The following is a 25,935-nucleotide window of genomic DNA, read 5'->3' as shown; positions in this document are numbered from 1 at the left end:
CCCGACAACCCGAGTGGCCGGTCGACTGCAGCAGTCGCCCGGACACCTCATCCGCGTGGCCCAGCAGGTGCACACCCGCTTGTGGTCCGAGCACGTCGGAGCCGATCTGACGGCTCCGCAGTTCGCCGTACTCCTCGCGCTCGCCCTCGAGCCCGGTGCCGATCAGCGCACCGTCGGCGAACGGGCCTCGCTGGACAAGGCGACGATGGCCGAGATGGTCGCCCGTCTCGTCCGGCGCGGCCTGGTGCTGCGCCGCCGCGATCCGGCCGACGGCCGGCGCAAGCTGCTGGCCCTGTCTCAGAACGGCGCCCAGGCGGTCCGCGAGGCCACCGGCGGAGTCGTCCGCGTGCAGCGGACGCTCTTCGAGCCGCTCACACCCGACGAGCAGATCGAGATCGTCCGGGTCATGGCCAAGATAGCCCGCCTCGAACCGGCCGCGGTCGCCGCACTGACCGACGCCCGCCCGCTGCTCGACGCCCAGCGGGCGATCGGCTACCTCATCCGGGTGGCCCAGCAGGTGCACACCAAGCTCTGGTCCGAGAAGGTCGGCGCCGAGCTGACCGCGCCCCAGTATGCGGTGCTGGAAGCGCTGGAGGCCGAGCCGGGTGCGGACCAGCGCACGGTCGGCGAGCTCGCCTCGCTCGACAAGGCGACGATGGCCGAGATGGTCAGCCGGCTCGTCCGGCGCGGCCTGGTGCTCCGGCGCCGCGACCCCTCGGACGGCCGCCGCAACCTGCTGTCGCTCTCGCCCGCCGGGCAGGATCTGCTGCACCGGTCGGCAGCCGGGGTGCGCGAGGTGCAGGAGCTGCTCCTCGCCCCGCTGGAACCGCACGAGCACGAGCCGGCGCTGGCTCTGCTCGGCAAGACCGCCCGCCTCGACGCCGGGCTGTAACGATTCGGCAGCTGCACGGCCGTGGCCGGGCAGCCGCCCCGAGGGCCGTCACCTGTGCGGAGTGACGGCCCTCGGTCGTACCCGGGTGTCGCAGCCGGCCCTCCCGGCCGACTGCCGTGCCCGGCTCAGTTCCAGTCGAAGCCCTGCGGGTCCGGACCGATCCGGCTGCCGGTGTCGATCGTGGCGATCGCAGCCATGTCCTCCGTGTCCAGCTCGAAGCCGGCCACGTCGAGGTTCTCCTTGATGCGCGCGGGGGTGACCGACTTCGGGATCGCGATGATCCCGCTCTGCAGGTGCCAGCGCAGCACCACCTGGGCCGGGGTGCGGCCGTGCTTGGCCGCGATCGCCGCCAGCGCCGGCTCGCCGAGCAGCGACTTGCCCTGGCCCAGCGGGCTCCACGCCTCGGTGGCGATGCCGTGCTGCGCGTGGAAGGCGCGCAGCTCCTGCTGCGGGAAGTAGGGGTGCAGCTCGACCTGGTTGAGCACCGGCACCACCGAGCTCTCCTGCAGCAGCACCTCCAGCTGCTGCGGGCCGAAGTTGGAGACGCCGACCGACTTGGCGCGGCCGTCCGCCGCCAGCTGCTCGAAGGCCTTCCAGATGTTGCCGAAGCTGCCGTGCATCGGGCGCGGCCAGTGGATCAGGTAGAGGTCGACGTAGTCCAGCCCGAGCTTGGCGAGCGACTCGTCGAAGGCGCGCAGCACCGCGTCCCGGCCCTGCGGCCCGGACCAGTCCGCGGTGCCGGAGTTCCACAGCTTGGTGGTGACGAACAGCTCCTCGCGCGGGACGCCGGACTTGGCGATCGCCGCACCGGTGCCGGTCTCGTTCTCGTACACGGCGGCGGTGTCGATCGAGCGGTAGCCCGCTTCGATCGCGGCACCGACCGCGGGCACGGCCTCCGCGTCCGGAACCTGCCAGACGCCGTAACCGAGCTGCGGGATCACCGCGCCGTTGTTGAGCGTGACGGTGGGGATAGAGCTCACGGGAAGGGGTGCCCTCCTGGTCGTCCAAGTACTTCCGGAATCAACCAACCGGCGGCCGGAGGAGAACATTCCCCGGTGGTCGCGCATTCCCTCGAACCGGTGAGCTTCGCGCCCCTCGAACCGGTGGGCTTCCCGCCGCCCTGGCCGGAACAGGGCGGTGCGGACGGAAAACCTGTTGCGCGGCCCGCAGCCGGGCGGGCACGCTCGGTGACCATGACGTCCTGAACCCCTTGCGGCGCCCCGCCTCCCCCGACCGGGCCGGCCGCCCCGCCACCGCACCCCGCAGCCCAGGCAGCACCATGCGCCGGGCCATGCCGCCGTGCCCGCGACCCGGGCCGCGCGCCCCGACCTGCCCGTACCACCCCCGTAACGGAGCGTCATGCCGCTCGTACACCTGCCGCTGGACGACCCCGGCAGTCCCGACCTCTCCTCCCCGCTGGGCCTGCTGCGCTGGCTCTCCCGCGCCCAGCGGCGCGGCCAGGTGCTCGCCACCTGCTGGGGCGTCCTCGAAATGGGCTGCCAGGCGGCCCTGCCGCTCGCCCTCGGCCTCGGCATCCAGTCCGCCGTCGACGGCGACACCGCCGGCATCTGGCGGGCCGGCGGCCTCGCCGTCCTGCTCGCCGTCCTCCAGGCCACCGGCACCGTGCTGCTGCACCGCCAGGCCGTGTGGAACTGGATCACCTGCGCGGCGCAGATCCGCCAGCTCGTCGCCCGCCGGGCCTCCGGTCTCGGCGCCGGCCTCTCCCGCCGGATCGCCACCGGCGAGGTCGTCGCCGTCAGCAGCGGCGACGTCGAGAAGATGGGCTGGTACGTGGAGCTGATGGCCCGCGTCCGTGCCGCCGTCCTCGTCTGGCTCGGGGTCAGCCTGGTGGTGCTCGTCCGCGAGCCGCTGCTCGGCGCCGCCGTCCTGCTCGGCGTGCCCGTCCTCGCCGTCGCCGTCTGGCCGCTGCTCGGCCCGTTCGAACGGCGCTACTCCGAGCAGCGCGCACTCGGCGGGAAGGCCACCGAGCTCGCCGCCGACACCGTGGCCGGCCTGCGGGTGCTGCGCGGCATCGGCGGCGAGGAACTGTTCCTCGAGCGGTACCGCACCGCCTCGCAGAAGGTCCGCCGGGCCGCCGTCCGTGCCGCCCGCACCTGGTCGCTGATGCAGGCCCAGCAGGTCCTGCTGCCCGGCCTCTTCGTCGTCGGCGTCACCTGGTACGGCGCCCACCTCGCCGCGACCGGCCGCCTCGGCATCGGCGAGCTGGTCGCCGTCTACGGAGCGACGGCCTTCCTCGCCGCACCGCTGCGCATCCTCGGCGAGGCCGCGCACGCCTGGTCGGTCGCCCGGGTGTCGGCCGGCCGCGCGGCCCGCGTCCTCGCGCTCAGCCGCACCGCGCCCGGCGCGGAGTTCACCGAGAGCCTCGGCCGCCCCGAGCGGGGCGACCTGCACGACCCGGTCACCGGGCTCACCGCCCGGGCCGGCCGGTTCACCGCCGTGGTCTGCGGCGACCCGGACTTCGCCGGCGAGCTCGCCGCCCGGCTCGGCGGGCACGTCCCGCTCGCCGAGGACGAGCAGCCGCAGCCCTCGGTGCGGCTCGGCGGCGTCCCGCTGGACGGCGCGCCGCTCGCCGACGTCCGGGCCGCCGTGCTCGTCCACGACAAGGAGCCGGTGCTGCTCTCCGGTACCCTCGCCGAACTGCTCGACGTGCCCGGTGCCGGCCGGGTCGACGTCGCCGACGCGCTCGCCGCCGCCCGCGCCGAGGACGTGCTGGACGCCCTGGTCGACGGCTCGCCCGAATGCGGGGGAGACCCGATGGCCGCCCGGATCACCGAGCGGGGCCGCTCGCTCTCCGGCGGCCAGCGCCAGCGCCTCGCCCTGGCCCGATCGCTGGTCGCCGACCCGCCGGTGCTGGTCATGGACGAGCCCACCAGCGCGGTCGACGCCCACACCGAGTCGCGGATCGCGGCCGGGCTGCGCAAGGTGCGCGACAGCCGCACCACGGTGGTCTTCGCCACCAGCCCCCTGCTGCTGGACCAGGCCGACGCCGTCGTCCTCGTCCAGGACGCGCGGGTCGTCGCCGTCGGTACCCACCGCGGGCTGCTGGCCGACCACCCGCAGTACCGCGCCGTGGTGACCCGCGACGAGGACGCCGCCGGGTCCGCCCCGGCGCCCGCCCGTGCCGCGAGCACCCCGCAGAACGAAGCCCAGCAGAACGACACCCCGCACGACGACACCCCGAAGGAGGCGGCATGCGGCTCCCTCGAGGGCTGAAGCCCCCCACCGTCCAGGAGCAGGGGCCCGCCACCATGCTCCCGGTGGCCGGCCCGGCCACCGTCCGCGCCTACGTCCGCCTGCTCGCCCGGCGCCACCGCGGCGGGTTCGCCGCCGTGGTCGTGCTGCACTCGGTCGCCACCCTGGCCGGCCTGGTCGGCCCCTGGGTGCTCGGTTCGCTGGTGGAGTCCCTCTCCACCGGCACCACCGAGGGCCGCATCCTCGCCGCCGTCGGCTGGTACCTCGCCGCACTGCTCGTCCAGTCCGTGTTCATGGGGCTGTCCCGGCTGCGCGGCGGCGTCCTCGGCGAGGAGGTCCTCGCCGACCTCCGCGAGGACTTCCTGGTCCGCTCGGTGGCCCTGCCGCCCGGCGTGCTGGAGCGCGCCGGCACCGGAGACCTGGTCTCCCGCGGCACCACCGACATCGACCGGCTCGCCAAGTCCGTCCGCGAGGCGGTGCCCGAGCTCGCCGTCGCCGTGGTCTCCGTGGTGCTGGTGCTCGGCGCACTGGTGCTCACCTCGCCGCTGCTCGCCGCCACCGCACTGATCGGCCTGCCGCTGCTGCTCGTCAGCTCCCGCTGGTACTTCCGGCGCGCACCGCAGTCCTACCGGGCCGAGTCGGCCGGGTACGCGGCGGTCAACACCGTGCTCGCCGAGACGGTCGACGCGGGCCGCACCGTGGAGACGCTGCGCCTCGGTGACCGGCGCGTCCGGCTGACCGACCGCAAGATCGGCGAGTGGGTCGCCTGGGAGCGGTACACGCTGTGGCTGCGCTCGGTCTGGTTCCCGACGGTGGACGCGACCTACGCGCTGGCCGTGCTCGGTACGCTCACCCTGGGCGGGGTGTTCACCGTGCAGGGCTGGATCGGCGTGGGGCAGCTGACCGCCGGCGTGCTGTACGCCCAGGCCCTCGTGCACCCCGTGGACCTGATCCTGCGCTGGTACGACGAGCTGCAGATCGGGCAGGCCTCGCTGGCCCGGCTGGTCGGGGTCCGCGAGGTGCCCGACCCGGACACCGACGACACCCTCCTCCCGGACGGGCGGCGGGTGCAGGCCGAGCAGGTGCGCTTCGGCTACCGCGAGGGCGCCGACGTGCTGCACGGCATCAGCCTGGACATCGCACCCGGCAGCCGGGTGGCCCTGGTCGGGCCGTCCGGCGCGGGCAAGTCCACGCTCGGCCGGCTGCTCGCCGGCATCTACTCCCCGGGCCGCGGCTCGGTCACCCTCGGCGGCGCCGCACTGGCGGCGATGCCCGCCGAGCGGGTCCGCTCCGAGGTCGCCCTGGTCAACCAGGAGCACCACGTGTTCGTCGGCACCCTCCGGGACAACCTGCGGCTGGCCCGGCCGGAGGCGGACGACACGGAGCTGAGGGCAGCGCTCGCCGCGGTCGACGCCGAGGAGTGGGCGGACGCCCTGCCCGAGGGGCTGGACACCGAGGTCGGCTCGGGCGGCACCGCCCTCACCCCGGCCCAGGCCCAGCAGCTGGCGCTCGCCCGGCTCGTCCTCGCCGACCCGCACACCCTGGTGCTGGACGAGGCGACCTCGCTGCTCGACCCGCGCGCCGCCCGTCACCTGGAGCGCTCGCTCTCCCGGGTGCTGGAGGGGCGCACCGTGATCGCCATCGCGCACCGGCTGCACACCGCGCACGACGCCGACGTGATCGCGGTGGTCGAGCAGGGGCGGATCAGCGAGTACGGCAGCCACCGCGAACTGGTGGCGGCCGGCGGCCCGTACGCCGCGCTCTGGCGGTCCTGGCGCGACGAGCGCTGACGCCGGCGGCCGCTGCCGGAGCCTGCCGGACATTGCGCCGCCCGGGTCGCACCGGGCGGCGCGATACGGGCAAACCTCCACAGAACGGATCGAACGGAGCAGACTGATGGTGTGACCAAGACTTCCGGTGGTACCTCGGGCGGGTCGTCCGGCCGGCGCCCGCGGGGCGAGATCGCGGGCGTGTCGACCAGGGTGATCGCCATCGCGGTGGTGGCGGTGCTGGCGATCTGGTTCCTCTTCGCCAATCTGGACGACGTGAAGATCCAGTTCTGGGTGTTCAGTGTGACCGCGCCGCTGTGGATCGCCCTGCTGGCCACCCTGCTGGCCGGCGGTGCGATCGGCTGGCTGCTCCGGGGCCGCAACGACAGGTGACCAGCCCCTGGCCGGCCCGCGGCCGGGGCCGGCCCCGGCCGCGGGCCGGCGTGGAGCGCTTACGGTGACCGCGAGCTGACGCACCGTCGAATCCGTCCCCAACGTCCGCTTATGATTCGTTGGTGTTCGATTCACGGCACATCAGGACGTTCCACCAGGTGGTCACCTCCGGCTCGTACTCGGCGGCGGCCCGCGAGCTCGGCTACACGCAGCCGGCGATCACCCAGCAGATGAAGGCCCTGGAGCGGTCGGTCGGCGTGCCGCTGTTCACCCGGGCGGGGCGGGGCCTGCGGCTGACCGAGGCGGGCGAGGCGCTCGCCCGGCACGCGGAGACGATCCTCGACAGCCTCGCCTCCGCACAGCAGCAGCTCGGCGCACTCGCCCGGCTGCGCGCCGGCCGCGTCCGGGTGTGCGCCTTCCCGAGCGCCAATGCGACCCTCATCCCGCAGGCCATGGCCCGCCTGCTCGCCGACCACCCCGGAATCAGGGTGGAACTCCTGGAGGCCGAGCCGCCGGAGTCCGTGGACCGGCTGCTGCGCGGCGAGTGCGACATCGCCCTGGCCTTCCAGTACCCGGGCCTGCCGGTGGAGGTCCCGCCCGAGCTGGTGGAGACACCGCTGCTGGAGGACCAGCTCACCGTCCTGCTCCCGGTCGGCCACCCGCTGGCCCGCCGGCACGGCGTTCGGCTCGCCGACCTCGCCGGCGAGCGGTGGATCGCGGGCTGTCCGCGCTGTCGGGCGAACCTGTTGCACATCTGCGCCGAGGAGGGCTGGACCCCGGACATCGTCTTCACCACCGACGACAACCTCGCCGTGCAGAGCCTGGTCGCCGCCGGCGTCGGTATTGCGCTGATGCCCGCGCTGGTGCTGTCCTTCCTGTGCCACGCCAAGGTCACCGGACGCGTGGTGGAGCCGCACCAGCGCCGCCGGGTCCTCGCCTACGTGCTCCGCGAGCACCTGAGGGTGCCGGCCACCGCGCTCGTGCTGGCCGAGCTGCAGAGGGCGGCCGCGGCCCGTTCCGGCTGCTGACGGCACTGCCGGCGTCCCGCATCCATAAGCGGGAGTTGGGGGGACCGCAAAGAACTGTCGTTGGACGTGATGGATGGCGCGTCCGACGCTGCTTCCATGGCCACCGCCGCGAACCAAGCCGCCGTCCCCGCCCGCGCCGCCGCTCCCGCACCTGTGCCGCCGTCCGCCGTCGCCGCTCTTCCCATGGCCCGCACAGCACCCGAAGGCCGCAGCACACCCCGGATGCAGCGGCTGATCGACGAGCTCCGCGCCGTCGTCCGCCGAGGTCTGCACCCCGACGAGACCACCCGCCTGGTCGGCGAGTGCCTCGCCCCGCACCTCGGCCCCGACGACCTGCTCACCGCCGAACAGCAGCAGGGCGACCCGTCCCGCTACCGCCAGCACCTGGTGCACGCCGAGGAGGACGGCTCCTTCTCCGTCGTCGCCCTGGTCTGGCTTCCCGGCCAGCAGACCCCGATCCACGACCACGTCGCCTGGTGCGTGGCCGGCGTCCACCGCGGTACGGAGAGCGAACTGCGCTACCGGCTCGTCCCGGACGGCCCGACCGCGCGCCTGGAGTTCACCGAGGAGACCGTCAACCCGCAGGGCACGGTCGCCGCCTTCGCCCCGCCCGGCGACATCCACCTCGTCCGCAACCCCGGCCCCGGCACCGCGCTCTCCGTCCACGTCTACGGCGCCGACATCGCCCGCCTCACCACCAGCATCCGGCGCATCTACCGGCTGCCCGCCGAGCCGCGGCCCTCCGCCGCCGACGGATCCTGCGTCGACCCGCGCCCGTCCGCCGACGGAGTGTGAGCCCGATGGCTCTCGGCCTGCGCCTCCCGGCCCGCCCGGCCGCCCCGCCGCTGCTGCCCCGCACCGGCCCCGGCCTGCTCCTCGCCTGCCTCGGCACCGCCGCCGCCTGGGGCGTCCATGCTTCCCTGCCCGCCGTCCCGCGGCTGACCGCCGCCGTCGTGCTCGGCGTGGCCGCCGCCCACCTGCCGGGGCTGCGCCAGGTCGTCCGCGGCCCGGCCCGTCCGGGGCTGTCGCTGGCCGGCCGCCGTCTGATGCGGGCCGGCATCGTCCTGCTCGGCCTCGCCCTCGGCCTCGACGACCTGCTCGGCCTCGGCTGGGCGACCGTCGCCATGGTGCTCGCCGTGGTCGCCGCCACCTTCGCCGGGACGCTGTGGCTCGGCCGGCGCCTCGGCCTCCCCGGTGACCAGCCCCTGCTGGTAGCCACCGGCTACTCGATCTGCGGCGCCTCCGCCATCGGCGCGGTCGCCGAGACCGCCGGCAGCGACGAGGAGGACGTCGCCGCCTCGGTCGCCCTGGTCACTCTCTGTGGCACCCTCGCCATCGCCGTCCTGCCCCTGCTCCACCACCCGCTCGGGCTGGACGCGCCCGGCTTCGGCCGCTGGGTCGGGGCGAGCGTGCACGACGTGGGGCAGGTGGTGGCCACCGCCCAGACCGCGGGGCCGGTGGCGCTGCGCGAGGCGGTGGTGGTCAAGCTCATGCGGGTGCTGCTCCTCGCACCGCTGGTCGCCGGAGTGGCCTTCGCGCTCGCCCGCCGGGTCCGGCCGGGCCGGGCGGACGGGCGGGCGGCCGCCTCCGCCGCGGCGGGCACCGGCGCCGCCCGCCGCCCGGCACCGGTGCCGCTGTTCGTGCTGGGCTTCCTGCTGGCGGTCGGGCTGCGCTCCACCGGCCTGCTGCCGCAGCACGCCCTCGACCTCGCCCAGGACGGGCGCGAACTCCTGCTTGCCGCAGCCCTGTTCGGCCTCGGCAGCGCCGTCGACCTGCCCTCGCTGGCGCGCACCGGGGGCCGGATCGCCCTGCTCGGGCTCGGTTCCTGGGCGGTGGTGGCCGGGGTGTCCTATATCGGTGTCCTGCTGATGCGGTGAGCGGATACAGTCGATCGCGTCCGACCTGATCGACCCGCGAAGGTGCCAGCGATGAACCGACCGCCCGTCAGGGACGGCGCCGCATCCGCCCCCGTGACGCTGGACCGCCGGGACGGCCCCCACGGCGAGGTGGTGCTGCGCCGCCGCGGCGAGCACCTGGAGATCATCGCCAACGGCTGCTTCCTGATGGACACCGCGGACGGCCGCTCCGAGCGGCTCCTCGTGCAGGCCGCGCTCGACCTGCTGGCCGCTCCGCGGCCGTCGGTGCTGATCGGCGGCCTCGGCGTCGGGTTCTCCCTGGCGTACGCGGCGGCCGAGCCGCGCTGGGGCGCCATCGCGGTGGCCGAGCGCGAGGAGGCGGTGATCGACTGGCACCGCACCGGCCCGCTCGGCGCGATCTCGGCCGGGGCGCTGGCCGATCCCCGGGTGACCGTGCTGCACACCGACCTGGTGGCGCACCTGGCCGGGCCCGGTCCGGCGTACGACGCGCTCTGCCTCGACATCGACAACGGGCCGGACTGGACGGTCGACGAGGCCAACGACGGCCTCTACGGCCCGGCGGGCCTCGCGGCAGCACGCCGCCGGCTCAACTCCGGTGGTGTGCTGGCGGTATGGAGCGCGAAGCCCTCCGCCGCCTTCGAACAGGCCTTGCGCGAGGCCGGGTTCGAGGATGTGCACACCCTCGAGATCGCGGTGGCGCGCGGCGTGCCGGACGTGGTGCATCTGGCACGCCGCGCGTGAAGTGCGCCCCTGCGCTGGCTACTTCAGGCCGTTGTCCACCGCGGTCATGAGCTCGCCGTTCGCAGTGTCGCCGTCGAAGGACCAGATCATGGCCCCCGCCAGCCCCTGCGCCTTGATCCAGGCGGTCTTGCGGGCGATCTCCGTCGGGTCGTCGTAGGTGTAGAGGACGTTCCCGTTGTAGATGTAGGCGAAGCCCGCCGCCGGGTCCCGGTAGATCGTGTAACCGCCGCTCGTGGCCATGTCCTTGAGCTTGTGGTAGTCCTCGTAGCCGGCCTCGTAGGTGCCGGGGGCGGCGCCGCTCGAGGTCTGGAACAGGCCGTTGGTGGTGCCGCGCGGCACGCCCTGCCAGCCGCGTCCGTAGAACGGGATGCCGAGGGTCAGCTTGCTCTTCGGCGCGCCGCCCGTGACGTACGCGTTGATGGCGATCTCGGAGCTGAACCGCTGGTTGGCGGGGCTCGGGTCGCCGGCCGGCAGCTTGAGCGCCGACTGCTGGTTGGTGGTGGTCTCCCAGGCGCCGTGGTAGTCGTAGCCCTGGATGGTGGCGAAGTCGAACGCCCCGAACAGGCCCGGAATGTCGATGCCCGCGGAGATCTTCGCCGGGTCGGCCGGCAGGAAGGCGCTCAGCGTGTAGTGCTTGCCGGTGGTGGTGCCGAGCGCGTCCAGCTGGCGGCGGAACTCCTGCGCCAGCAGGGTGTAGTTGGCCTTGTCGGCGGGCTTGTAGATGTTGCCGAGGTGGCCCTCCGAGTTCGGCCACTCCCAGTCGAGGTCGATGCCGTCGAAGATGCCGGCCGCCGAGCCGGCGCCGCCGCGGCCGTCGATCACCGGCAGGTTTCCCTTGATGTACATGTCGATGCAGGAGCTCACCAGCGCCTTGCGGGAGGCGTCGGTGGCGGCCGCGTCGGAGAACCACTTGCTGTACGACCAGCCGCCGAGGGAGATCTGGATCTTCAGGTTGGGGTGCTTGGCCTTCAGCTGCTTGAGCTGGTTGAAGTTGCCGGCCAGCGGCTGGTCCCAGGTGTCGGTGGTGCCGGCCACCGAGTTGCCCGCGTCCCAGCCCTTGCCGAAGTCGGCCCAGGCGTCACCGGCGCCGTCGCCCGCGTTCGGGTCGGAGTCGTTGCCGGCCGCCTTGTTGGTGATGAAGCACTGCTTGGTGGTCGGGTGGATGTTGGCGAAGGCGTAGTTGAGCGTGGTGAGCTTCCCGGCCGTGCCCGAGGTCTCCAACTGCTTGACGCTGTAGCCGCGGGAGTAGATCGACCACTGGGTGAAGTAGCCGATCTTCAGGTTGCCGCCGCCCCCGCCGCCGATCTGGGTGCGGGCGGTGACCGGGCCGGAGGCGGCCGAGGCGTTGCCCGCCGCGTCCCGGGCCTTCACGGTGAAGGTGTACGAGGTGTCCGCGGCCAGGCCGCCGACGGTGGCCGAGGTGCCGGTGACGGTCGCGGCGATGGTGCCGCCGTTGTAGACGTCGTAGGCGACCACGCCGACGTTGTCGGTGGATGCGGCCCAGGTGAGCGACACCGAGCTGGACGTGGTGCCGGTGACCGTCGGCGTACCGGGGACGGTCGGCGGCTGCGGGTCGGTGGTGTTCGGGACGGTCACGGTGACCGGCCCGGCCGGGTTGGAGCGGTTGCCCGCCGCGTCGAAGGCGACCACGGTGAAGCTGTGCGCGCCCGCCGACAGCCCGGTGACCGTGGCCGAGGTGCCCGTCACGGTGGCCCGCTTGGTGGTGCCCTCCAGGATGTCGTAGCCGGCCACCCCGACGTTGTCGGTGGAGGCCGTCCAGGACAGTGCCGCGCCGTTGCTGCCGCTCAGCGTCCCGGTCAGGTTGCCGGGGGTGGACGGCGGCGCGGTGTCGCCGCCCCCGCCGCCGCACGGGGCGCCGTTCAGCTTGCAGTTGGCGAGCGGCGCGTACGCACCCGAATAGGCGATGTTGAAGCCGAAGTTGTACGAGCCGCCGGCCGGGATGGTCGGCTGCCAGCTCGGGTTCTTCACGGTGACGTGCGAGGACGCCACCGTGTAGCTCGCGTTCCACAGCGAGGCCACCGAGTTGTTGGCCGGCAGGTCGAACTCGAGGGTCCAGCCGTTGATGGCGTTCGCGGTGCCGTTGGTGATGGTGTAGCTGCCGCCGTAACCGCTGCCCCAGTCCTGGTCCTTGGTGAAGGTGGCGGTGGCGGTGGCGGCGTGCGCCGTGGTGGCCGGAAGAGCCACCGCGAGGAACGGGGCGAGCAGGGTCCCCGCGGCGAGCAGGGGAAGGCGGAACCGACGTCTGCGCATGGGTGAGAGCTCCTGTCCGGGAGCACGCCGGACCGCGTACGGCCCGGGGCTCCGCTACCTGTGGGGGCGGTGCAGGTGCAGGTGCAGGGCTCCGGTCGCGAGGGCGCGGCGGAGCCGGGGCCCCGGGCCGTCGGGTTGCCGCGGAGGTCCTGTCCAGGAGGTTAGGGACCGCGGCCGCCACTGGCAATAGGTCTGGACCATCCAGGGCGTGCCCGGACGGTGACGATCCGTCATTCCGATGGCAGGAAGGTGCGGACACCACAAGGGGCGCGGAGAACCGCGTAGTCGGGAGGCGGCCCGCCTCGACTGTCGAGGCCGACCGCATCCGCGCAGTTCTCCGCGCCCCCGTGGGGTGCTCCCGTGCGTCAGCCGAACGGGTTGTACGCCGGAGGCTCCTCCGGGGCCGGCGGCGCGGCGGCCGGGGCCGCGGGCGTCGGTGCGGGCGGGGCGAAGGGGTTGAAGTCCGGCGGGGGGACGCGGACGGGGGTGCCCTTGCCGGAGCCCGCGGGTGCCTCGTCGGCCTCGGCCTCCGTCGTGGCTGCCGCGGGCGTCGGTGCGGGCGGGGCGAAGGGGTTGAAGTCCGGCGGCGGCACCCGGACCGGCGTGCCCTTGCCGGAGCCCGCCGGTGCCTCCTCGGCCGGGGGAGCGACAGGCGCTGCCGGAGCAGGAGCCGCAACGGCCGCCGGAGCCGCGGCCGGCGCCGAGGTGACCGTGCCGAACGGGTCCTGCGGCTCGTTCGAAACCACCGTGCCGAACGGGTCGGCCACGGCCGGAGCCGCAGCCGGCGCAGCGGCGACCGGAGCGGGCGCGGCGGCCGGGGCCGCGGGCGTCGGTGCGGGCGGGGCGAAGGGGTTGAAGTCCGGCGGGGGGACGCGGACGGGGGTGCCCTTGCCGGAGCCCGCGGGTGCCTCGTCGGCCTCGGCCTCCGTCGTGGCTGCCGCGGGCGTCGGTGCGGGCGGGGCGAAGGGGTTGAAGTCCGGCGGCGGCACCCGGACCGGCGTGCCCTTGGGCCCCTCCGGAGCCGGGGCGGAGGCCAGGACCGGAGCCGGCTCGGCGGGCGCAGGGACGGTCGGCGGCATCGGCGGCACCGGGGGCATCGGCGGTGCCGGCGGGGCGGCGGGCACGGGCTCGAAGGACGCCTGCGGCAGCGTCGGCGCCTCGGGCGCCACTGTCGGCACGGGGGCGGGCGGTACAGGCACAGGCGGTGCGGGGACGGGCGGCGCGATTGGCTCGGGCGCCGGCGCCTGGGCTGCGGCGGGGACGGCCTGCTGGGCGGCGGCCTGCGGCGGGGCGGCCAAGACGCCGTCCCAGCCGAGCTGCACGCTCTGCAGGACGTCGGCGAAGGCGGCCGTGTACAGCTCCCAGTCGTCCGCCTGCACGGTGCCGAGCTGCAGCACCAGCGCGGAGGCGCCGTCCGGGAGCGGGAGCACCGCCTCCACCACGGAGCTGATCGCCCAGCGGCGCTGCCCGTCGGCGGCCACCGGCGCCGGCACCGGCGAGGTGCGCGGCTCCACCAGCAGCGCCGCGGGACCGGCCGGCAGCAGCACCGTCCAGACCTCGGCGTGCGGCCGGGCGTCGGCCAGCCGGACGGCGAGCTCGTCGGCCGGGCCGCTGTGCGGGTGGAAGGAGACGGTCAGCGAGGCGTGGCTGGTGCGGCCGCCGGCGTCGAGCGCGCACAGGCCGGCGAAGACCACCCCGGCCGCCGCGGCCTCGTCGGCCAGCGAGGCGGCCAGCACCGACCAGGTGCGGCGTTCCGCGGCACGGCTGCCGGCGAAGACCTCCTCGGCGACCTCGGCGAGGTGCTCGGCCACCGCGGCGCCGCCGCCACGCGCGGTCAGCGGGTGGAACACGGTCGGCACGACCAGGCGCACCTCCACCCCGGACCCGGTGGACAGCTCCTCCGGCCCGCGGGTGGGCCGGTCGGAGGCCAGCGCGGCGAGCGGGGCGGTGAACGGCGGGCGGAGCTTGCTGTCGCCGGGCTCCGGGAGCACGGGCAGCTGGAAGGCGGCCGGGGCCGCACCGCCGTCGCCCGAGGTGCCGTCGACCGGGACGCCGCACACCTCTCCGGCGCCGTACCGCGCAGCCAGCGCGGCGGTCGCGCCGGCGGCGGACCCGGTGCTGCGCGCAGTGCCGGCCTCCACCACCGTGCCGAGCCCACGGACCGTCAGCACACCGGGCCCACCCGGGGAGATCCGCAGGCCGAAGAGCTCCTCGGCGGAGGAGTGGCCGTCCCTGCGGACCGCCGTCAGCGACTCCACCGGGTGGTGGGTGGCCCGTTCGTCCAGCAGCGCCTCGGCCAACACGTCCAGTGTGGCGGCGATCCGCTCCGCTGCCGCGAAGCCGTCCAGAGTCATGCGCCGAGCCCCCTCGCTCTCGGTGGAAAGTCGGTCCACTTTCTATCAGACCGTGCCGACGCGGCGGCGATGCCCCGATCCGTACCGGCCGCCCGCCTGACCGGTCGACAGGTGCGCCGCCTGGTACCGGCAGGGCCAGGCAGCGCATCCCCGGTGCGGGTCACAATGGCCGACATGAGCACAGCGAGCAGTCTCAACGACTTCCTGCGCAGCCGCCGCGCCCGTCTGCGCCCGCAGGACGTGTCCCTGCCGGAGTACGGCGGCGCCCGCCGCGTCGCCGGCCTGCGCCGCGAGGAGCTCGCCCAACTCGCCGGCGTCAGCGTCGACTACTACACGCGGATGGAACAGGGCCGGGTCGCCAACCCCTCGGAGGCGGTGCTCGACTCGCTGGCCCGCGCGCTGCGCCTCACCGAGGACGAGACCCGGCACCTGCACCAGCTGGCCCGGCCGCGGCGCACCGCCGGGTCCGCCCGCCCGCAGCCGCCCCGCCCGCAGAAGGTGCGGCCGATGCTGCAGCGGCTGCTCGACGAACTCCACGACGTGCCCGCCTTCGTCATGGGCCGCCGGATGGACGTCCTGGCGTGGAACGCGGCGGCCTGCGCCCTGCTCGGCGACTACTCCCTCCTCGACCCGGCCGAGCGGAACGTCGCCCGGATCACCTTCCTCGACCCGGCGGCCCGCACGCTGTACGCGGACTGGACCTCCTGCGCCCGCGAGAACGTCGCCTACCTGCACCTGCAGGCCGGACAGCGCCCCGACGACCCGCTGCTGGCGAGCCTGATCGGGGAACTGTCGGTCAAGAGCCAGGACTTCCGCCGCTGGTGGGCCGAACACCCCGTCCAGGACAAGACCTCGGGCACCAAGCGGTTCCACCACCCGCTGGTGGGCGACCTCGAACTCGCCTACGAGACGCTGCGCACGGCCGACGACCCGGACCAGGCCCTCATCACCTACGCCGCCGACCCGGGCACCCCCTCCCACGACGCCCTGCACATGCTCCTCGCCTGGTCGGCCCCCGCCGAACAGGCAACCCCGTGAGCGGCGCAGCTCTCCGCACCTCTGAACGACCGCCCCGCGGAGGGTTTCAGCCGGAGGCGAGGCGGCCCAGGGCGTCGGCTATGCCGTCGACGGCGAGGAGGCCGGCCAGGTCGCGGACCAGGCCCGCGCACGGGCCGTCGGGCCGCTCGTCGGCGAAGAAGGAGGCGAACTCGACGGCCAGGTCCGGCTCGCGGGCGGCGGTCAGGGCCAGTGCGGCGACCAGCTCCTGCACCAGCTGCAGCTCCAACTCCTCGCGGGGGACGGCCCGGTCGCCCAGCCAGTCGAGCGAGCTGATCTCCGCGTTGGCGATCCAGGCCCGTACCGTGCGCCGCACGCCGGGGCTGGGCTTGGGCAGCGCCAGGTGCAGCAGGATCTGTTCGTGGGCGGCCCGCCGCACCTCGTCGATGACCGCGTTGGTGCCGGGGCTGGCCGCCACCGAGCCGCCGCGCAGCAGGGCCGCGAAGCCGGGGCCGTGGCTGTCGACGAAGTCGAGGTAGCGGCCCATCACCCGCAGCAGCCGCTCGGAGAGCGGGCCTTCGGCGGGCTCCTCGAAGCGGGCGGCGAGTTCCTGCCCGGCGCGGCGCAGCGACTCCTCGTAGATCGCCTGCTTGCCGGGGAAGTAGTGGTAGACCAGCGGGCGCGAGGCGCCGGCCGCGGCGGCGATGTCGTCGATCGACACCTCCTCGGGCGGGCGCCGGCTGAACAGCTCCAGTGCGACCGCGATCAACTGCTCCCGCCGCTCGTCCACGCTGAGCCGGCGCCGCGGCGCCTTCTCGGCACGGCTGGGCTGATCCTCCGACCGGGGCGCCGCCGAGGGCGTACGGGAAACCATGGCGCCACCCTATCCAGGCTCGGTCACCGGATGATCACCCGATCATGCGGAAACCGCCCCGAACCAAGACCGCCCCCCATGTGCCGGCCGGTCCAAAGGTGACGAAAGTCTGACGTGCGGCCGCAGGGCCTGGTCCGCGGCCGCGTCGGGTGGTCGAATCGGGGTGTGAACGAATCCACCGGATCGCCGGTCGGGCGCCGGGTGGTGCTCGGCATGCTCGGGCTGGGCGCGGCGGGTGTCGCGGCCGGGCCGCACCTGCAGCGCGTCGTCGAGGCGGTCACCAGCCGCGACCCGACGGGCCTCAGCGGCCTGGTGCCGGGTGGCGGCGGGTTCCGCTACTACTCGGTGGTGGCGGCCGTGCCGCAGCGGACGGCCGCGGACTACACGCTGAAGATCGACGGCCTGGTCGACCGCCCGGTCACCTACCGCCTCGCCGACCTGCAGGCGATGCCGCAGACCCGGCTGGTCCGCGACGTCCAGTGCGTCACCGGGTGGCGGGTGCCGGGCACCCCGTTCGAGGGGGTGCGGCTGAGCGTGCTGCTGGAGCGGGCCGGCGTCCGCGACGGTGCGACCGCCGTCCGCTTCACCTGCTTCGACGGCGCGTACGGCGAGAGCCTCACCCTGGACCAGGCCCGCCGCGACGACGTGCTGGTCGCCCTGCGCATGCAGGACCGCCCGCTCGGCCACGCGCACGGCGGCCCGGTGCGGCTGTACGTCGCACCGATGTACTTCTACAAGTCGGCCAAGTGGCTCTCCGGCATCACGGTGACCGAGAAGGTCCACCCCGGCTACTGGGAGCGCCTCGGGTACGACGTCGATGCCTGGGTCGGCCGTTCGAACGGACGCGACGATGCACCCACCGGCTGACCCGGCGCGGGTGCACCGCTTCGCCCGTGCCGAGCGCTGGGTGCACCGCGGCACCGCCGCCCTGATGCTGGTCTGCCTGGCGACCGCGCTGATGCTGTACTATCCGCCGCTGTCGGAGCTGGTCGGCCGCCGCCGACTGGTCGTCCTGGTGCACGAGTGGTGCGGGCTGCTGCTGCCGGTGCCGCTGCTGCTGGGCCTCGCCTCCCGTGCGCTGCGCGCCGACCTCGCCCGGCTCAACCGGTTCACGGACGCCGACCGCCGCTGGCTGCGGGCGGTGCGCCGCCGCTCGTACGACCGGCCGGCGGGCAAGTTCAACGCCGGGCAGAAGCTGTACGCGGCGTGGATCGCCGGCGCGGTGCTGGTGATGCTCGGCACCGGTCTGCTGATGTGGTTCACGCACCTGGCGCCCTTGGTGTGGCGCACCGGTGCGACCTTCGTCCACGACTGGCTGGCGGTGGCGGTGGCCGTCGTGCTGGCCGGGCACGTCTGGATGGCGGTGCGCGACCCGGAGGCCCGCCGCGGCATGCGCACCGGCCTGGTGGACCGGCACTGGGCCGTCCGCGAGCACCCCGGGTGGGACCCTCAGGAGGAGCGCCGCTCCAGGTAGCGGCGGTACGCCTCGCGGCCGTCCGGCACGAAGTCCCACTCGGCGAGCCGTTCGGCCAGCTCCTGCTCGGTCACCCAGCCGTGCCAGGCCACCTCCTCCACCTGCGGGGAGACCGGGCCGTCCCAACGGGCCTCGTGCATGTCGCAGAACCAGGAGAGGCCCTCCTGCTCGAACAGGAACCGGAACAGCGGCACCGGCTCGATCCCGTGCACGCCCAGCTCCTCCTCGGCCTCCCGCACGGCGGCCTCGGCGTACGTCTCCCCGGCGCCGACCACCCCGCCGACGAAGCAGTCGTACGCGCCGGGGGCGAACAGCTTGGTGTCGGTGCGCCGGTGCACGAAGATCCGGCCCTGCGGGTCGCGGACCAGGATGAAGACGCAGCGGTGGGTCAGCCCGTCCCGGTACGCCTCGGCCCGGGTCGCGGTGCCGATCACCCGGTCCCGGTCGTCCACCACGTCGAGCAGTTCCTCGGCAGGGTTCGTCATGGTCACGGACACTACAGCGGCACCGGTGGGACCACCCGACTATCGTTCCAAGCGAAGGCGCAGGCGAGGGAACGGCGGACACGTGGCAGTGGTGGACATCTGGGGCGAGACGGCGGCCGGGTTCGAGCCGGTGCGCGAGGCCTTCGCCCGCAACTTCCGCGAGTACGGCGAGCTCGGCGCGGCGTTCGCGCTCTACGCCGACGGCCGCAAGGTGGTCGACCTGTGGGGCGGCGACGCCCGGCCCGAGGTCGGCGGCCGGCCCGCACCTGCCGTGCCGTGGACGGCCGACACCGCGCAGGTCCTGCGCTCCGTCACCAAGGGCCTCACCGCCGCCACCGCGCTCCACCTCGTCCAGCGCGGCGCCCTCGACCTGGACGCCCCGGTCTCCTCGTACTGGCCGGAGTTCGCCGCCGCCGGCAAGGGCCGGATACCGGTGCGCTGGCTGCTCTCGCACCAGGCCGGGCTGCCCGTCCTGGACGTGCCGCTGCGCCTGGAGGACCTGCTGACCTGGGAGCCGGCCGCGGCCGCGGTCGCCGCCCAGGCTCCGGTCTGGGAGCCGGGCACCGCGCACGGCTACCACCCGTTCACCTTCGGCTGGCTGGTCGGCGAGGTGGTCCGGCGGGTCAGCGGCCGCAGCATCGGCCACTACCTCGCGGAGGAGATCGCCCGCCCGCTCGGCCTGGACCTGTGGATCGGCCTGCCCGCGGGCGCCGCGCCGAGGGTCGGCCGGCTGGTCGACCTGCCCGCCCCGGAGGCCGCGCACACCGGTCCGAACGGCATGAAGGTCCGCCCCAAGGCGTCCGTGGTCCGCGCCTACCAGGACCGCACCTCGCTCACCGCGCGGGCCTTCGGCGCCGTCCGCTCCACCGTCGACCTCAACGACCCGGCGGTGCAGGCCGCCGAGGTGCCCGGCGCGGGCGGCATCGGCACCGCCCGCTCGGTGGCCCGCTTCTACGCCTCGCTGATCGGCGCGGCCGACCGGCACGGCGGGGCGCCCGGCGAGCGGCTGCCCGCCCTGTTCGGTTCCGAGGTGCTCAAGGAGGCGATGGGCCCGGCCGTCAGCGGCCCGGACAAGGTGCTCATCGTCAACACCACCTTCGGGCACGGCTTCTTCCGGCACGGCGGGACGTCCCCGATGGCCTCGCCCGCCAGCTTCGGCCACCCCGGGCGCGGCGGCTCGCTGGGCTTCGCCGACCCGGAGCTCGGCATCGGCTTCGGCTACGTCACCAACGGCATGCAGCCGGGCGTGACCGGCGACATCCGCTCACGGACGCTGATGGCCGCCGTCCGCCAGTGCCTCGACGCGCTGTGACCTGACGGAGGGTCACTTCTCCGGTCCTGGGGCTTGTCCGACAATTCCCGCCGCGCACGCGGCGCTGGTCATCCCGCCTGGACGCCGCGCGCCGATGCGACGCGAATTGTCGGACAAGCCCCAGGCCGTGCTTGTGCAGCCACTCCAGTTGCTGCTGCTGGGAGGCCCGGCCACCCGCATGTCCGCCGAACCGCCACACCTCGATGTTCACCGCCCCGGCCTCGGCCGGCGTGCCCTCCCGGAACACCTCCAGCCTCTCCGGCCCGGCCGCCTCCGGCCGGTGTCGCAGCAACTCCTCGTACGGCGGACTGCCCAGGGGCGCGGGGTTCAGATCAGGCCGCGGCGGGCGGCCCAGACGGCGGCCTGGAGGGGGGTGCGGACGCCGATGCGGTCGCAGAGGACGCGGATGCGGCGCCGCAGGGTGCGGCTGGACGTGGAGAGCCTGCGAGCTACGGCGTCCAGGGGGAGGCCCTCGGCGAGGAGCAGCAGCAGTTGGTGTTCCTCGGGGGCGAGCAGTCCGGCCGCCGGGCGTCGGGTCTGCGGCGCGGGCGGCTGCTGCCGGTACGGGGCGAGCCGTCCGGCGGGCTGGGTGCGGCCGCGGCCCCGTACGGCGGTGGGGTGCGCGGTGGTGCTCGGGTGCACGGTGCTCGGGTGCATGGTGGTCTCCTTGCCACGGAGTGGTGTGGTGCCCGGTCAGATCGGCAGTTCGGCGCCGTCGCGCAGGTAGAGCGGGATGCGGTCGAGCGGGGCGTCGGCGGTCACCGTGGTGCCGCCGGGGTGTTCCTCGCCCGTCCAGGCGCACCGCCAGGTGGCGCCCTCGGGCAGCCGGACGGTGCGTTCGCGTGCGCCGGCCTCGACGACCGGTGCGACCAGCAGGTCGGGGCCGAGCAGGAACTGGTCGCCGGTCTCCCAGGCGGCCGGGTCGTCGGGGAACTCCACGAACAGCGGCCGCATCGGCGGTACGCCGGTCTCCGCGGTGTGCCGCATCTGCTCCTGGATGTACGGGCGGAGCCGCTCGCGCAGGTGCAGGTACCGGCTGAAGATCCCGTACGCCTCCTCGCCGTACGACCAGACCTCGTTGGGGCCGCCGGTCATGGCCGGGCCGAGCGGCATCCAGGGCTCGCGGTAGCCGTGCAGCCGGAACAGCGGGCAGAACGCGCCGTACTGGAACCAGCGGACGATCACCTCGCGGTACGCCGGGTCGTCCGGGTCGCCGCCGTGGAAGCCGCCGATGTCGGTCGTCCACCAGGGGATGCCGGAGACCATGACGTGCAGGCCGGCCTTGATCTGGTCGCGCAGGGTGGCGAAGTCGGTGCCGATGTCGCCGGACCACAGGGCGGCGCCGTAGCGCTGGGCGCCGGCCCAGGAGGAGCGGTTGAGGGTGACGACCTCGGTCTCGCCGGCGGCGTGCATGCCCTCGTGGAAGGCGCGGGCGTTCTCCCGCGGGTACAGGTTGCCGACCTCGAGGCCCGGGCCGGCGTGGTAGCGCAGGTTGGCCTGGTGGCCGGGGTTGATCTCGGGCTCGCAGGCGTCCAGCCACCAGACCTTGATGCCGTGGGCGAGGTAGTTCTGCGAGATCCGCTCCCACAGGAACTCCCGGGCCTCCGGGTTGGTGGCGTCGTAGAAGGCGACCTGGACGGTGGAGTCGACGCCCTTGTCAGGCCATTCGGCGTGCGCCATCGGGCCGTACTCGGTGCCGATCAGCAGGCCGCGGCGCTCCATCTCGGCGTGGTTCTCGCTGAGCGGGCTGACGGAGGGCCAGACGGAGACCATCAGCCGCACGCCCATGTCGTCCAGTTCGCGGACCATGGCGGCCGGGTCGGGCCACTCGGCGGGGTCGAGCTTCCACTCGCCGAGGTGGGTCCAGTGGAAGAAGTCGTTGACGACGACGGACAGCGGCAGGCCCCGGCGCTCGTACTCGCGGGCGACGGCGAGCAGTTCGTCCTGGGTGCGGTAGCGCAGCTTGCACTGCCAGAAACCGGTGGCCCACTCGGGGAGTTCGGGGGAGTGGCCGGTGGCGTCGGCGTACCGGGCGAGGGTCTGCGCGGGCCGGCCGGCGGTGATCCAGTAGTCGAACTGCCGGGCGCTGTCGGCGACCCAGCGGGTGCCGTTGACGGCCAGTTCGACCCGGCCGATCGCGGGGTTGTTCCACAGCAGCAGATAGCCGCGGTCGGAGAGCAGCACCGGGATGGACACCTCGGCGTTGCGCTGCACCAGGTCGATCGTGGCGCCCTTCTGGTCGAGCAGCCCGTGCCGGTGCTGGCCGAGTCCGAAGAGCTTCTCCCCGTCGTAGGCGGCGAAGCGCTGCTCCAGCCGGTGGTAGCCGTTGCCGGTCGGGGTGTACAGCCGGGCACCGGGCCACCAGAAGTGCGCGGGCTGCTCGGAGAGCAGTTCGCTGCCGTCGGCGCGCAGGAAGCGGACGACACCCCGGTCGGTGACCTCGGCGGTGATCGCGCCGTTGACGATCCGTCCGACGGCGCCCTCGGTCTTCACCACGGCCTGCGGCGCGGCCGGCGGCTGCTCGGCCAGGGCGCCCGGCAGGTCGTGCCGCAGCCGGCCGCCGCGTACGGCCCGCACCCGGATCGCGTCCGGGCCCCAGGGCTCCAGCCGCAGGGTCTCCAGGTGGCCGTGCCACTCCAGGGCGCCCTCGCGCTCGCGGAGCACACCGGGGGCCTCGGGCTTCTCCGGCGGGGGGACGGGCAGGGGGTGGTTCACGGACGGCTCCTGGGGGTGCGCGCGGGCAGCGCGGGGCGTGCCGGCGGCGGCTGCGCCGTGGCGTGCGGGATCGGTGGGGGAGAGGGCGCGTGCGGGTGCGCCCGGTGTCCCGGGGATCGGCGATGCGCGCGAGCGGCCCGGTGGAGCGGGTGGTGCGGGCGGGGCGGGCGGCCCCGGCGGTGGTCGGGCGGTGTGTCGGGGGAGGTGTGTCAGGGGGCGGCGGCTGCGGGGCCGCTGGACTCCCGCATGGTGAGGGTGGGACGCAGCAGGGTGAGCCCGGAGGTGTCCTCGCCGCCGGCCTGTGCCATCAGCAGTTCGACGGCGCGGCGCCCCATCTCCTGGGCGGGGATGGAGACCGAGGTGAGCTGCGGCGCCGAGTGCAGGGCCACCTCGTCGGGGCAGATCGCCACGACGGAGACGTCCTCCGGCACGGCCCGCCCGGACTGGCGGAGCTGGCCGAGCAGGTGCGGCAGCGCGGCCTCGTTCTGCACCACGAATCCGGTGGTGTGCGGCCGCTCCTGGAGGATGCGGGAGATCGTGCCGCTGGCGGCCTCGTGGCCGGCCCCGCACGGGCGGTGCAGGTGGCTCAGGCCGCGGGCGGCGGCCTGCTGCCGGAAGCCGGCGAGGGTGCGCTCGGCGAAGCCGGTGTGCCGCCGGTAGACGGACTCGGCGGCGCCGATCAGCGCCACCTCGCGGTGGCCGAGGTCGGCCAGGTGGTCGGCGGCCAGTGCGCCGGTGGCCTCGAAGTCGAGGTCGACGCAGGTGAGCCCGGACGGGTCGGCGGGCAGCCCGATCAGCGCGGCGGCGGCCCCGGTCTGTCGGAGCAGCGGGATGCGCTCGTCCTCCAGTTCGACGTCCATGAGGATCACTGCGTCGGCCAGTCCGCTGGCGGCGATGCGCTTCACCGCGGACGGGCCCTCCTCACTGGTGAGCAGCAGGACGTCGTGGCCGTAGCGGCGGGCCGTGGTGGTGATGGCGATCGCGATCTCCATCATCACCGGTACGAACATGTCGGTGCGCAGCGGGATCATCAGCGCGATCACGTTGGAGCGGTTGCTCGCCAGCGCCCGGGCCCCCGCGTGCGGGTGGTAGCCGAGCTCGGCGATGCTGCGTTCCACCCGCAGCCGGGTCTCCTGCGAGATGGACCGCTTGCCGCTGATGACGTACGAGACCGTGCTCGGGGACACCCCGGCGTGCCGGGCGACCTGGGCGAGCGTGACCATCTGGTGCTCCATCTCGCGACACTGCCGGACGCCCCTGGTGAAGCGCTTCGACAATGTCTGCTGTGCGGCTCGATGCTGTCCTGCCCGGAGAGCTTAGAGAGGCAGATGGACTGTGTCCAGACCCGGTGTCGAAGCGCTTCACCAGCCCGGCCGGGGCGTTACGCCTGTCCGGTCTCGAAGCGGCTGATCCGGTCGCCGTCCACGGTGAAGCGCCAGGCGGTGCGCATCTCGCCCCAGGTGTCGTTGCGGTAGTTGGCGATCAGGGCGAGCCCGCCCTCCTTCTCGGTCTGGACCTCCATGTGGCCCCGCGAGGAGAAGATCTCGCGGTCCGCCCAGGCCGCCAGCGGGCGGTCGGAGCCGTCGTCGGACATGGTGGCGTCCGGTGTGAGCACGGCGAAGAACGCGTTCGGGTCGCCGCCGTTGATCGCGGTGACCAGGGCGCGCACGGCGGGATTGGACAGCTTGGCGGCGGGGATCGTCATCTGTGGGGCTCCTTCGTCCCGGTTCACGGCACGGTGCCGTGCTTTCCAGAGACCACGCGGCCCGGCCGCCCGCCAGCGGCCGTGCGCCGTCCGCGCCCCGCCTCCCCGGTGCGCGGCGCGGGCTGTGCTTTGATCCGCTTCCGGGGGCTGACCGCGGGGAACCGCCGACGGAAGGAGTGCCCTGGATGGGGCCGGCCGAACTGATCGTCCTGACGTTCCCGTACGAGGCCATCACCGCCGAGGCCGCCCGCGCGCTCGGTGCGCTGCGGACGGCCGGGGACATCCGGGTGGTCGACTCCCTGGTGGTCACCCGGCGCGCCGACGGCGCCGTGGACTACACGGAGGTCGGCGAGGTCGAGCACCTGGGCGGGGTGGTCGCCGCCGGCGGCGACCAGCTGCCGCTGATCGGCCCGGCCGACGCCGAGGAGGCCGCCCGGCTGCTGGAGCCGGGCAGCGTCGCGGTGCTGGTGCTCATCGAACACCTATGGGCCAGGAGTGCGGCGGAGGCGCTGGGGGCGGTCGGCGGGCGGATCGCCTCGGGGGTGCGGATCTCCCCGGAGCGGATCGACGAGGCCGTCCGCGCCGCCCGGGCCCGCAGCGCGCGCTGAGCGGCCCGTACGGGTGTGCCGGTGGCTCTGGCCGCAGGGCGGGCGTTCCGCTACGGTGGGTGCATCACCGGTCACCCGGTGCGGTAGCGGCCCGTCCGGCGTTCCCAGTGCAGATAGCCCGCCAGCCAGGCGGTGATGCCGTCGGCGTAGCGCTGTGCGGTGCCGCGCTGTTCCTCGTCCAGTTCCAATTCTCGGAACGCGCAGGGTAGTTCGGCGAGCAGTCGGGCGTAGTCCTCGATCATCAGCTGCGCCTCGGCGAGGACGACCGCACAGGCCTCCTCCGGCGGGCAGGCGCGCTCACGCTGGACGATCATCACGATGTTGTACACGTCCCCGCGGGGTGCCTCCAGCGGGTAGGAGCGGACGTCATTGCTGAACGAGGGGATGTCGGCGGCCACTTGGCGCAGCCGGCGGAGCACCGGATGGTGGAAGGTGCTCTGCGGCACGGTGAAGCCGCCGAGGCGTTCCAGCATGTCGAAGATGGTCTCCATGGCGGCCGTGCCGCGACGGAGCGTCAGATAGCCCTCGCGGTCCGGGATGCGGCCGGAGCGGCGGCCGGCCGCCTCGGCCGGGTGGCTGGCGAAGTACCACTCCCAGTTGGCGGCGGCGCGTGCCCGCCAGCGTCCCGGCATGCCGAGGGTCGACCGTCTCCAGAGGTCGGAGAAGGCCCGTTCGACGTCCGAGGAGCCGTCGGGCAGCGCGCCGTGCAGGATGCCGGTCAGCCGGTCGCAGATCCTGGCGACCTCGGTCGGCCGGTGCCCCAGCTCGCTGTCGAACTGGTCGTCGAAGAGGAAGAAGAAGCCCAGCATGTCGGCGGCGAGCGCGAGTTCGTCCGGCCCGACGGTGGGATGGCTGAGCGCCGCGAGCTCGGCCACCTCCCAGTGGCCGTAGGCGGCGGTGCCGGCGACGTCCGCCAGCGCGCGGTGGCGGTCGAGCCAGGAGCGGTGCCGGGCGGCCGCGTGGGCGTGGTGCCGGCTGCGCCGGTGGGGGAACGGGAAGTCGAGCGAGCTGTCGTCGGACATGGTGCTCCCAGCGCGGTAACTCTCGGGTGTGGTGCGATGCGTGCGCGTCGTGCGGTTGCCTCGATGCTGCTGCTGATACTGGGACGTAACGAAGATCGACTGTGTCGTCCGGCCCGGCAGATTACCCGATCGGATCATCAGATGGCATGCGCACCAGGGCATTTGCCCCTCGTGTTGTGGCTCAACCATGGGCCGCCACCGGTGCC

General features: G+C 74.3%; 23 protein-coding genes. 13 read left to right on the top strand and 10 right to left on the bottom strand.

Going from position 1 to position 25,935, the window contains the following annotated elements; all coding sequences use genetic code 11:
- Positions 1-55 precede the first annotated feature (55 nt).
- Positions 56-892: a MarR family winged helix-turn-helix transcriptional regulator gene (locus AB0M03_RS23540; protein ID WP_363493921.1), complete on the top strand. Its 837-nt coding sequence runs from the start codon at positions 56-58 to the stop codon at positions 890-892.
- Between the two features lie 125 nt (positions 893-1,017).
- Here the strand turns inward: AB0M03_RS23540 and AB0M03_RS23535 are convergent, their stop codons facing one another.
- A complete protein-coding gene (locus AB0M03_RS23535; RefSeq protein WP_363493918.1) occupies positions 1,018-1,872 on the bottom strand; it encodes an aldo/keto reductase in 855 nt (284 codons plus the stop codon).
- A gap of 379 nt (positions 1,873-2,251) precedes the next feature.
- Between AB0M03_RS23535 and AB0M03_RS23530 the strand changes: the two genes are divergently transcribed.
- The 7 genes from AB0M03_RS23530 to AB0M03_RS23500 all read left to right on the top strand — a co-directional run bounded on the left by AB0M03_RS23530 (position 2,252) and on the right by AB0M03_RS23500 (position 9,913).
- Positions 2,252-4,126, top strand: coding sequence for an ABC transporter ATP-binding protein (locus AB0M03_RS23530; protein ID WP_363493916.1), 1,875 nt, complete (start codon positions 2,252-2,254; stop codon positions 4,124-4,126).
- The gene (locus AB0M03_RS23525; RefSeq protein ID WP_363493914.1) at positions 4,105-5,895 is read left to right on the top strand and encodes an ABC transporter ATP-binding protein; all 1,791 of its coding nucleotides are present in this window, start codon (positions 4,105-4,107) and stop codon (positions 5,893-5,895) included. The genes AB0M03_RS23530 and AB0M03_RS23525 overlap by 22 nt, the downstream gene beginning before the upstream one ends.
- A gap of 111 nt (positions 5,896-6,006) precedes the next feature.
- Complete coding sequence (locus tag AB0M03_RS23520) at positions 6,007-6,267, top strand: LapA family protein (RefSeq protein WP_363493912.1); 261 nt, start codon at positions 6,007-6,009, stop codon at positions 6,265-6,267.
- 122 nt (positions 6,268-6,389) lie between these two features.
- Positions 6,390-7,295, top strand: coding sequence for a LysR family transcriptional regulator (locus AB0M03_RS23515; RefSeq protein WP_363493910.1), 906 nt, complete (start codon positions 6,390-6,392; stop codon positions 7,293-7,295).
- A 183-nt stretch (positions 7,296-7,478) separates the two neighbouring features.
- Complete coding sequence (locus tag AB0M03_RS23510; RefSeq protein ID WP_363493962.1) at positions 7,479-8,090, top strand: cysteine dioxygenase family protein; 612 nt, start codon at positions 7,479-7,481, stop codon at positions 8,088-8,090.
- Positions 8,091-8,095: 5 nt separating this feature from the next.
- Positions 8,096-9,172, top strand: coding sequence for a putative sulfate exporter family transporter (locus AB0M03_RS23505; protein WP_363493908.1), 1,077 nt, complete (start codon positions 8,096-8,098; stop codon positions 9,170-9,172).
- 51 nt (positions 9,173-9,223) lie between these two features.
- On the top strand, positions 9,224-9,913 hold the full coding sequence (locus AB0M03_RS23500; RefSeq protein ID WP_363493906.1) for a spermidine synthase: 690 nt from the start codon (positions 9,224-9,226) through the stop codon (positions 9,911-9,913).
- A gap of 18 nt (positions 9,914-9,931) precedes the next feature.
- Here AB0M03_RS23500 and AB0M03_RS23495 read toward each other — a convergent pair whose 3' ends face one another.
- Both AB0M03_RS23495 and AB0M03_RS23490 read right to left on the bottom strand, forming a co-directional pair.
- Positions 9,932-12,184: a glycosyl hydrolase family 18 protein gene (locus AB0M03_RS23495; RefSeq protein WP_363493904.1), complete on the bottom strand. Its 2,253-nt coding sequence runs from the start codon at positions 12,182-12,184 to the stop codon at positions 9,932-9,934.
- 365 nt (positions 12,185-12,549) lie between these two features.
- Positions 12,550-14,538 (bottom strand): hypothetical protein, encoded by a 1,989-nt coding sequence (locus AB0M03_RS23490; RefSeq protein ID WP_363493902.1) that lies wholly within the window; start codon positions 14,536-14,538, stop codon positions 12,550-12,552.
- A 174-nt stretch (positions 14,539-14,712) separates the two neighbouring features.
- On the opposite strand from AB0M03_RS23490, the gene AB0M03_RS23485 reads away from it, so the two are divergent.
- Positions 14,713-15,576, top strand: a complete 864-nt coding sequence (locus AB0M03_RS23485) for a helix-turn-helix transcriptional regulator (RefSeq protein WP_363493900.1) — start codon at positions 14,713-14,715, stop codon at positions 15,574-15,576.
- A gap of 46 nt (positions 15,577-15,622) precedes the next feature.
- Here the strand turns inward: AB0M03_RS23485 and AB0M03_RS23480 are convergent, their stop codons facing one another.
- Entirely contained in the window at positions 15,623-16,408 is a 786-nt protein-coding gene (locus AB0M03_RS23480; RefSeq protein ID WP_363493898.1) for a TetR/AcrR family transcriptional regulator, read from the bottom strand.
- Between the two features lie 213 nt (positions 16,409-16,621).
- Between AB0M03_RS23480 and AB0M03_RS23475 the strand changes: the two genes are divergently transcribed.
- Together AB0M03_RS23475 and AB0M03_RS23470 are read left to right on the top strand one after the other, a co-directional pair.
- Positions 16,622-17,275 (top strand): molybdopterin-dependent oxidoreductase, encoded by a 654-nt coding sequence (locus AB0M03_RS23475; RefSeq protein ID WP_363493960.1) that lies wholly within the window; start codon positions 16,622-16,624, stop codon positions 17,273-17,275.
- A complete protein-coding gene (locus AB0M03_RS23470; protein WP_363493896.1) occupies positions 17,259-17,882 on the top strand; it encodes a cytochrome b/b6 domain-containing protein in 624 nt (207 codons plus the stop codon). The genes AB0M03_RS23475 and AB0M03_RS23470 overlap by 17 nt, the downstream gene beginning before the upstream one ends.
- Here AB0M03_RS23470 and AB0M03_RS23465 read toward each other — a convergent pair.
- On the bottom strand, positions 17,858-18,367 hold the full coding sequence (locus AB0M03_RS23465) for an NUDIX domain-containing protein (RefSeq protein ID WP_363493894.1): 510 nt from the start codon (positions 18,365-18,367) through the stop codon (positions 17,858-17,860). The two genes, AB0M03_RS23470 and AB0M03_RS23465, sit on opposite strands and share 25 nt — an antisense overlap.
- Before the next feature lie 88 nt (positions 18,368-18,455).
- Here AB0M03_RS23465 and AB0M03_RS23460 point away from each other — a divergent pair, with 88 nt between their 5' ends.
- Positions 18,456-19,679: a serine hydrolase domain-containing protein gene (locus tag AB0M03_RS23460; protein WP_363493958.1), complete on the top strand. Its 1,224-nt coding sequence runs from the start codon at positions 18,456-18,458 to the stop codon at positions 19,677-19,679.
- A gap of 327 nt (positions 19,680-20,006) precedes the next feature.
- Here the strand turns inward: AB0M03_RS23460 and AB0M03_RS23455 are convergent, their stop codons facing one another.
- From AB0M03_RS23455 to AB0M03_RS23440, 4 genes are all read right to left on the bottom strand, one after another.
- Entirely contained in the window at positions 20,007-20,336 is a 330-nt protein-coding gene (locus AB0M03_RS23455; RefSeq protein WP_363493892.1) for a hypothetical protein, read from the bottom strand.
- Between the two features lie 36 nt (positions 20,337-20,372).
- Entirely contained in the window at positions 20,373-22,394 is a 2,022-nt protein-coding gene (locus AB0M03_RS23450; protein WP_363493890.1) for a TIM-barrel domain-containing protein, read from the bottom strand.
- A 209-nt stretch (positions 22,395-22,603) separates the two neighbouring features.
- Positions 22,604-23,671, bottom strand: a complete 1,068-nt coding sequence (locus AB0M03_RS23445; protein ID WP_363493888.1) for a LacI family DNA-binding transcriptional regulator — start codon at positions 23,669-23,671, stop codon at positions 22,604-22,606.
- A gap of 104 nt (positions 23,672-23,775) precedes the next feature.
- Complete coding sequence (locus AB0M03_RS23440) at positions 23,776-24,099, bottom strand: nuclear transport factor 2 family protein (protein WP_363493886.1); 324 nt, start codon at positions 24,097-24,099, stop codon at positions 23,776-23,778.
- A gap of 185 nt (positions 24,100-24,284) precedes the next feature.
- On the opposite strand from AB0M03_RS23440, the gene AB0M03_RS23435 reads away from it, so the two are divergent.
- Positions 24,285-24,707: a DUF6325 family protein gene (locus tag AB0M03_RS23435; protein WP_363493884.1), complete on the top strand. Its 423-nt coding sequence runs from the start codon at positions 24,285-24,287 to the stop codon at positions 24,705-24,707.
- A 71-nt stretch (positions 24,708-24,778) separates the two neighbouring features.
- Here the strand turns inward: AB0M03_RS23435 and AB0M03_RS23430 are convergent, their stop codons facing one another.
- Positions 24,779-25,729 carry a terpene synthase family protein gene (locus AB0M03_RS23430; protein ID WP_363493883.1) on the bottom strand — a complete coding sequence of 317 codons (951 nt, stop codon included), beginning with the start codon at positions 25,727-25,729 and terminating at the stop codon, positions 24,779-24,781.
- Positions 25,730-25,935 lie beyond the last annotated feature (206 nt).

This window comes from Kitasatospora sp. NPDC051914, assembly GCF_040680995.1.
GTDB lineage: Bacteria > Actinomycetota > Actinomycetes > Streptomycetales > Streptomycetaceae > Kitasatospora.
The sequence above is the reverse complement of the archived record's forward strand: the minus strand, read 5'-3'. Positions and strand labels throughout refer to the sequence as shown.

Excerpts from the sequence above, each read along its gene's own strand:
- AB0M03_RS23530 (WP_363493916.1), top strand. The coding sequence starts at position 2,252 with ATGCCGCTCGTACACCTGCCGCTGGACGACCCCGGCAGTCCCGACCTC.
- AB0M03_RS23525 (WP_363493914.1), top strand. The coding sequence starts at position 4,105 with ATGCGGCTCCCTCGAGGGCTGAAGCCCCCCACCGTCCAGGAGCAGGGG.
- AB0M03_RS23510 (WP_363493962.1), top strand. The coding sequence starts at position 7,479 with ATGGCCCGCACAGCACCCGAAGGCCGCAGCACACCCCGGATGCAGCGG.
- AB0M03_RS23505 (WP_363493908.1), top strand. The coding sequence starts at position 8,096 with ATGGCTCTCGGCCTGCGCCTCCCGGCCCGCCCGGCCGCCCCGCCGCTG.
- AB0M03_RS23500 (WP_363493906.1), top strand. The coding sequence starts at position 9,224 with ATGAACCGACCGCCCGTCAGGGACGGCGCCGCATCCGCCCCCGTGACG.
- AB0M03_RS23495 (WP_363493904.1), bottom strand. The coding sequence starts at position 12,184 with ATGCGCAGACGTCGGTTCCGCCTTCCCCTGCTCGCCGCGGGGACCCTG.
- AB0M03_RS23490 (WP_363493902.1), bottom strand. The coding sequence starts at position 14,538 with ATGACTCTGGACGGCTTCGCGGCAGCGGAGCGGATCGCCGCCACACTG.
- AB0M03_RS23485 (WP_363493900.1), top strand. The coding sequence starts at position 14,713 with ATGAGCACAGCGAGCAGTCTCAACGACTTCCTGCGCAGCCGCCGCGCC.
- AB0M03_RS23480 (WP_363493898.1), bottom strand. The coding sequence starts at position 16,408 with ATGGTTTCCCGTACGCCCTCGGCGGCGCCCCGGTCGGAGGATCAGCCC.
- AB0M03_RS23475 (WP_363493960.1), top strand. The coding sequence starts at position 16,622 with ATGCTCGGGCTGGGCGCGGCGGGTGTCGCGGCCGGGCCGCACCTGCAG.
- AB0M03_RS23470 (WP_363493896.1), top strand. The coding sequence starts at position 17,259 with ATGCACCCACCGGCTGACCCGGCGCGGGTGCACCGCTTCGCCCGTGCC.
- AB0M03_RS23465 (WP_363493894.1), bottom strand. The coding sequence starts at position 18,367 with ATGACGAACCCTGCCGAGGAACTGCTCGACGTGGTGGACGACCGGGAC.
- AB0M03_RS23455 (WP_363493892.1), bottom strand. The coding sequence starts at position 20,336 with ATGCACCCGAGCACCGTGCACCCGAGCACCACCGCGCACCCCACCGCC.
- AB0M03_RS23440 (WP_363493886.1), bottom strand. The coding sequence starts at position 24,099 with ATGACGATCCCCGCCGCCAAGCTGTCCAATCCCGCCGTGCGCGCCCTG.
- AB0M03_RS23435 (WP_363493884.1), top strand. The coding sequence starts at position 24,285 with ATGGGGCCGGCCGAACTGATCGTCCTGACGTTCCCGTACGAGGCCATC.
- AB0M03_RS23430 (WP_363493883.1), bottom strand. The coding sequence starts at position 25,729 with ATGTCCGACGACAGCTCGCTCGACTTCCCGTTCCCCCACCGGCGCAGC.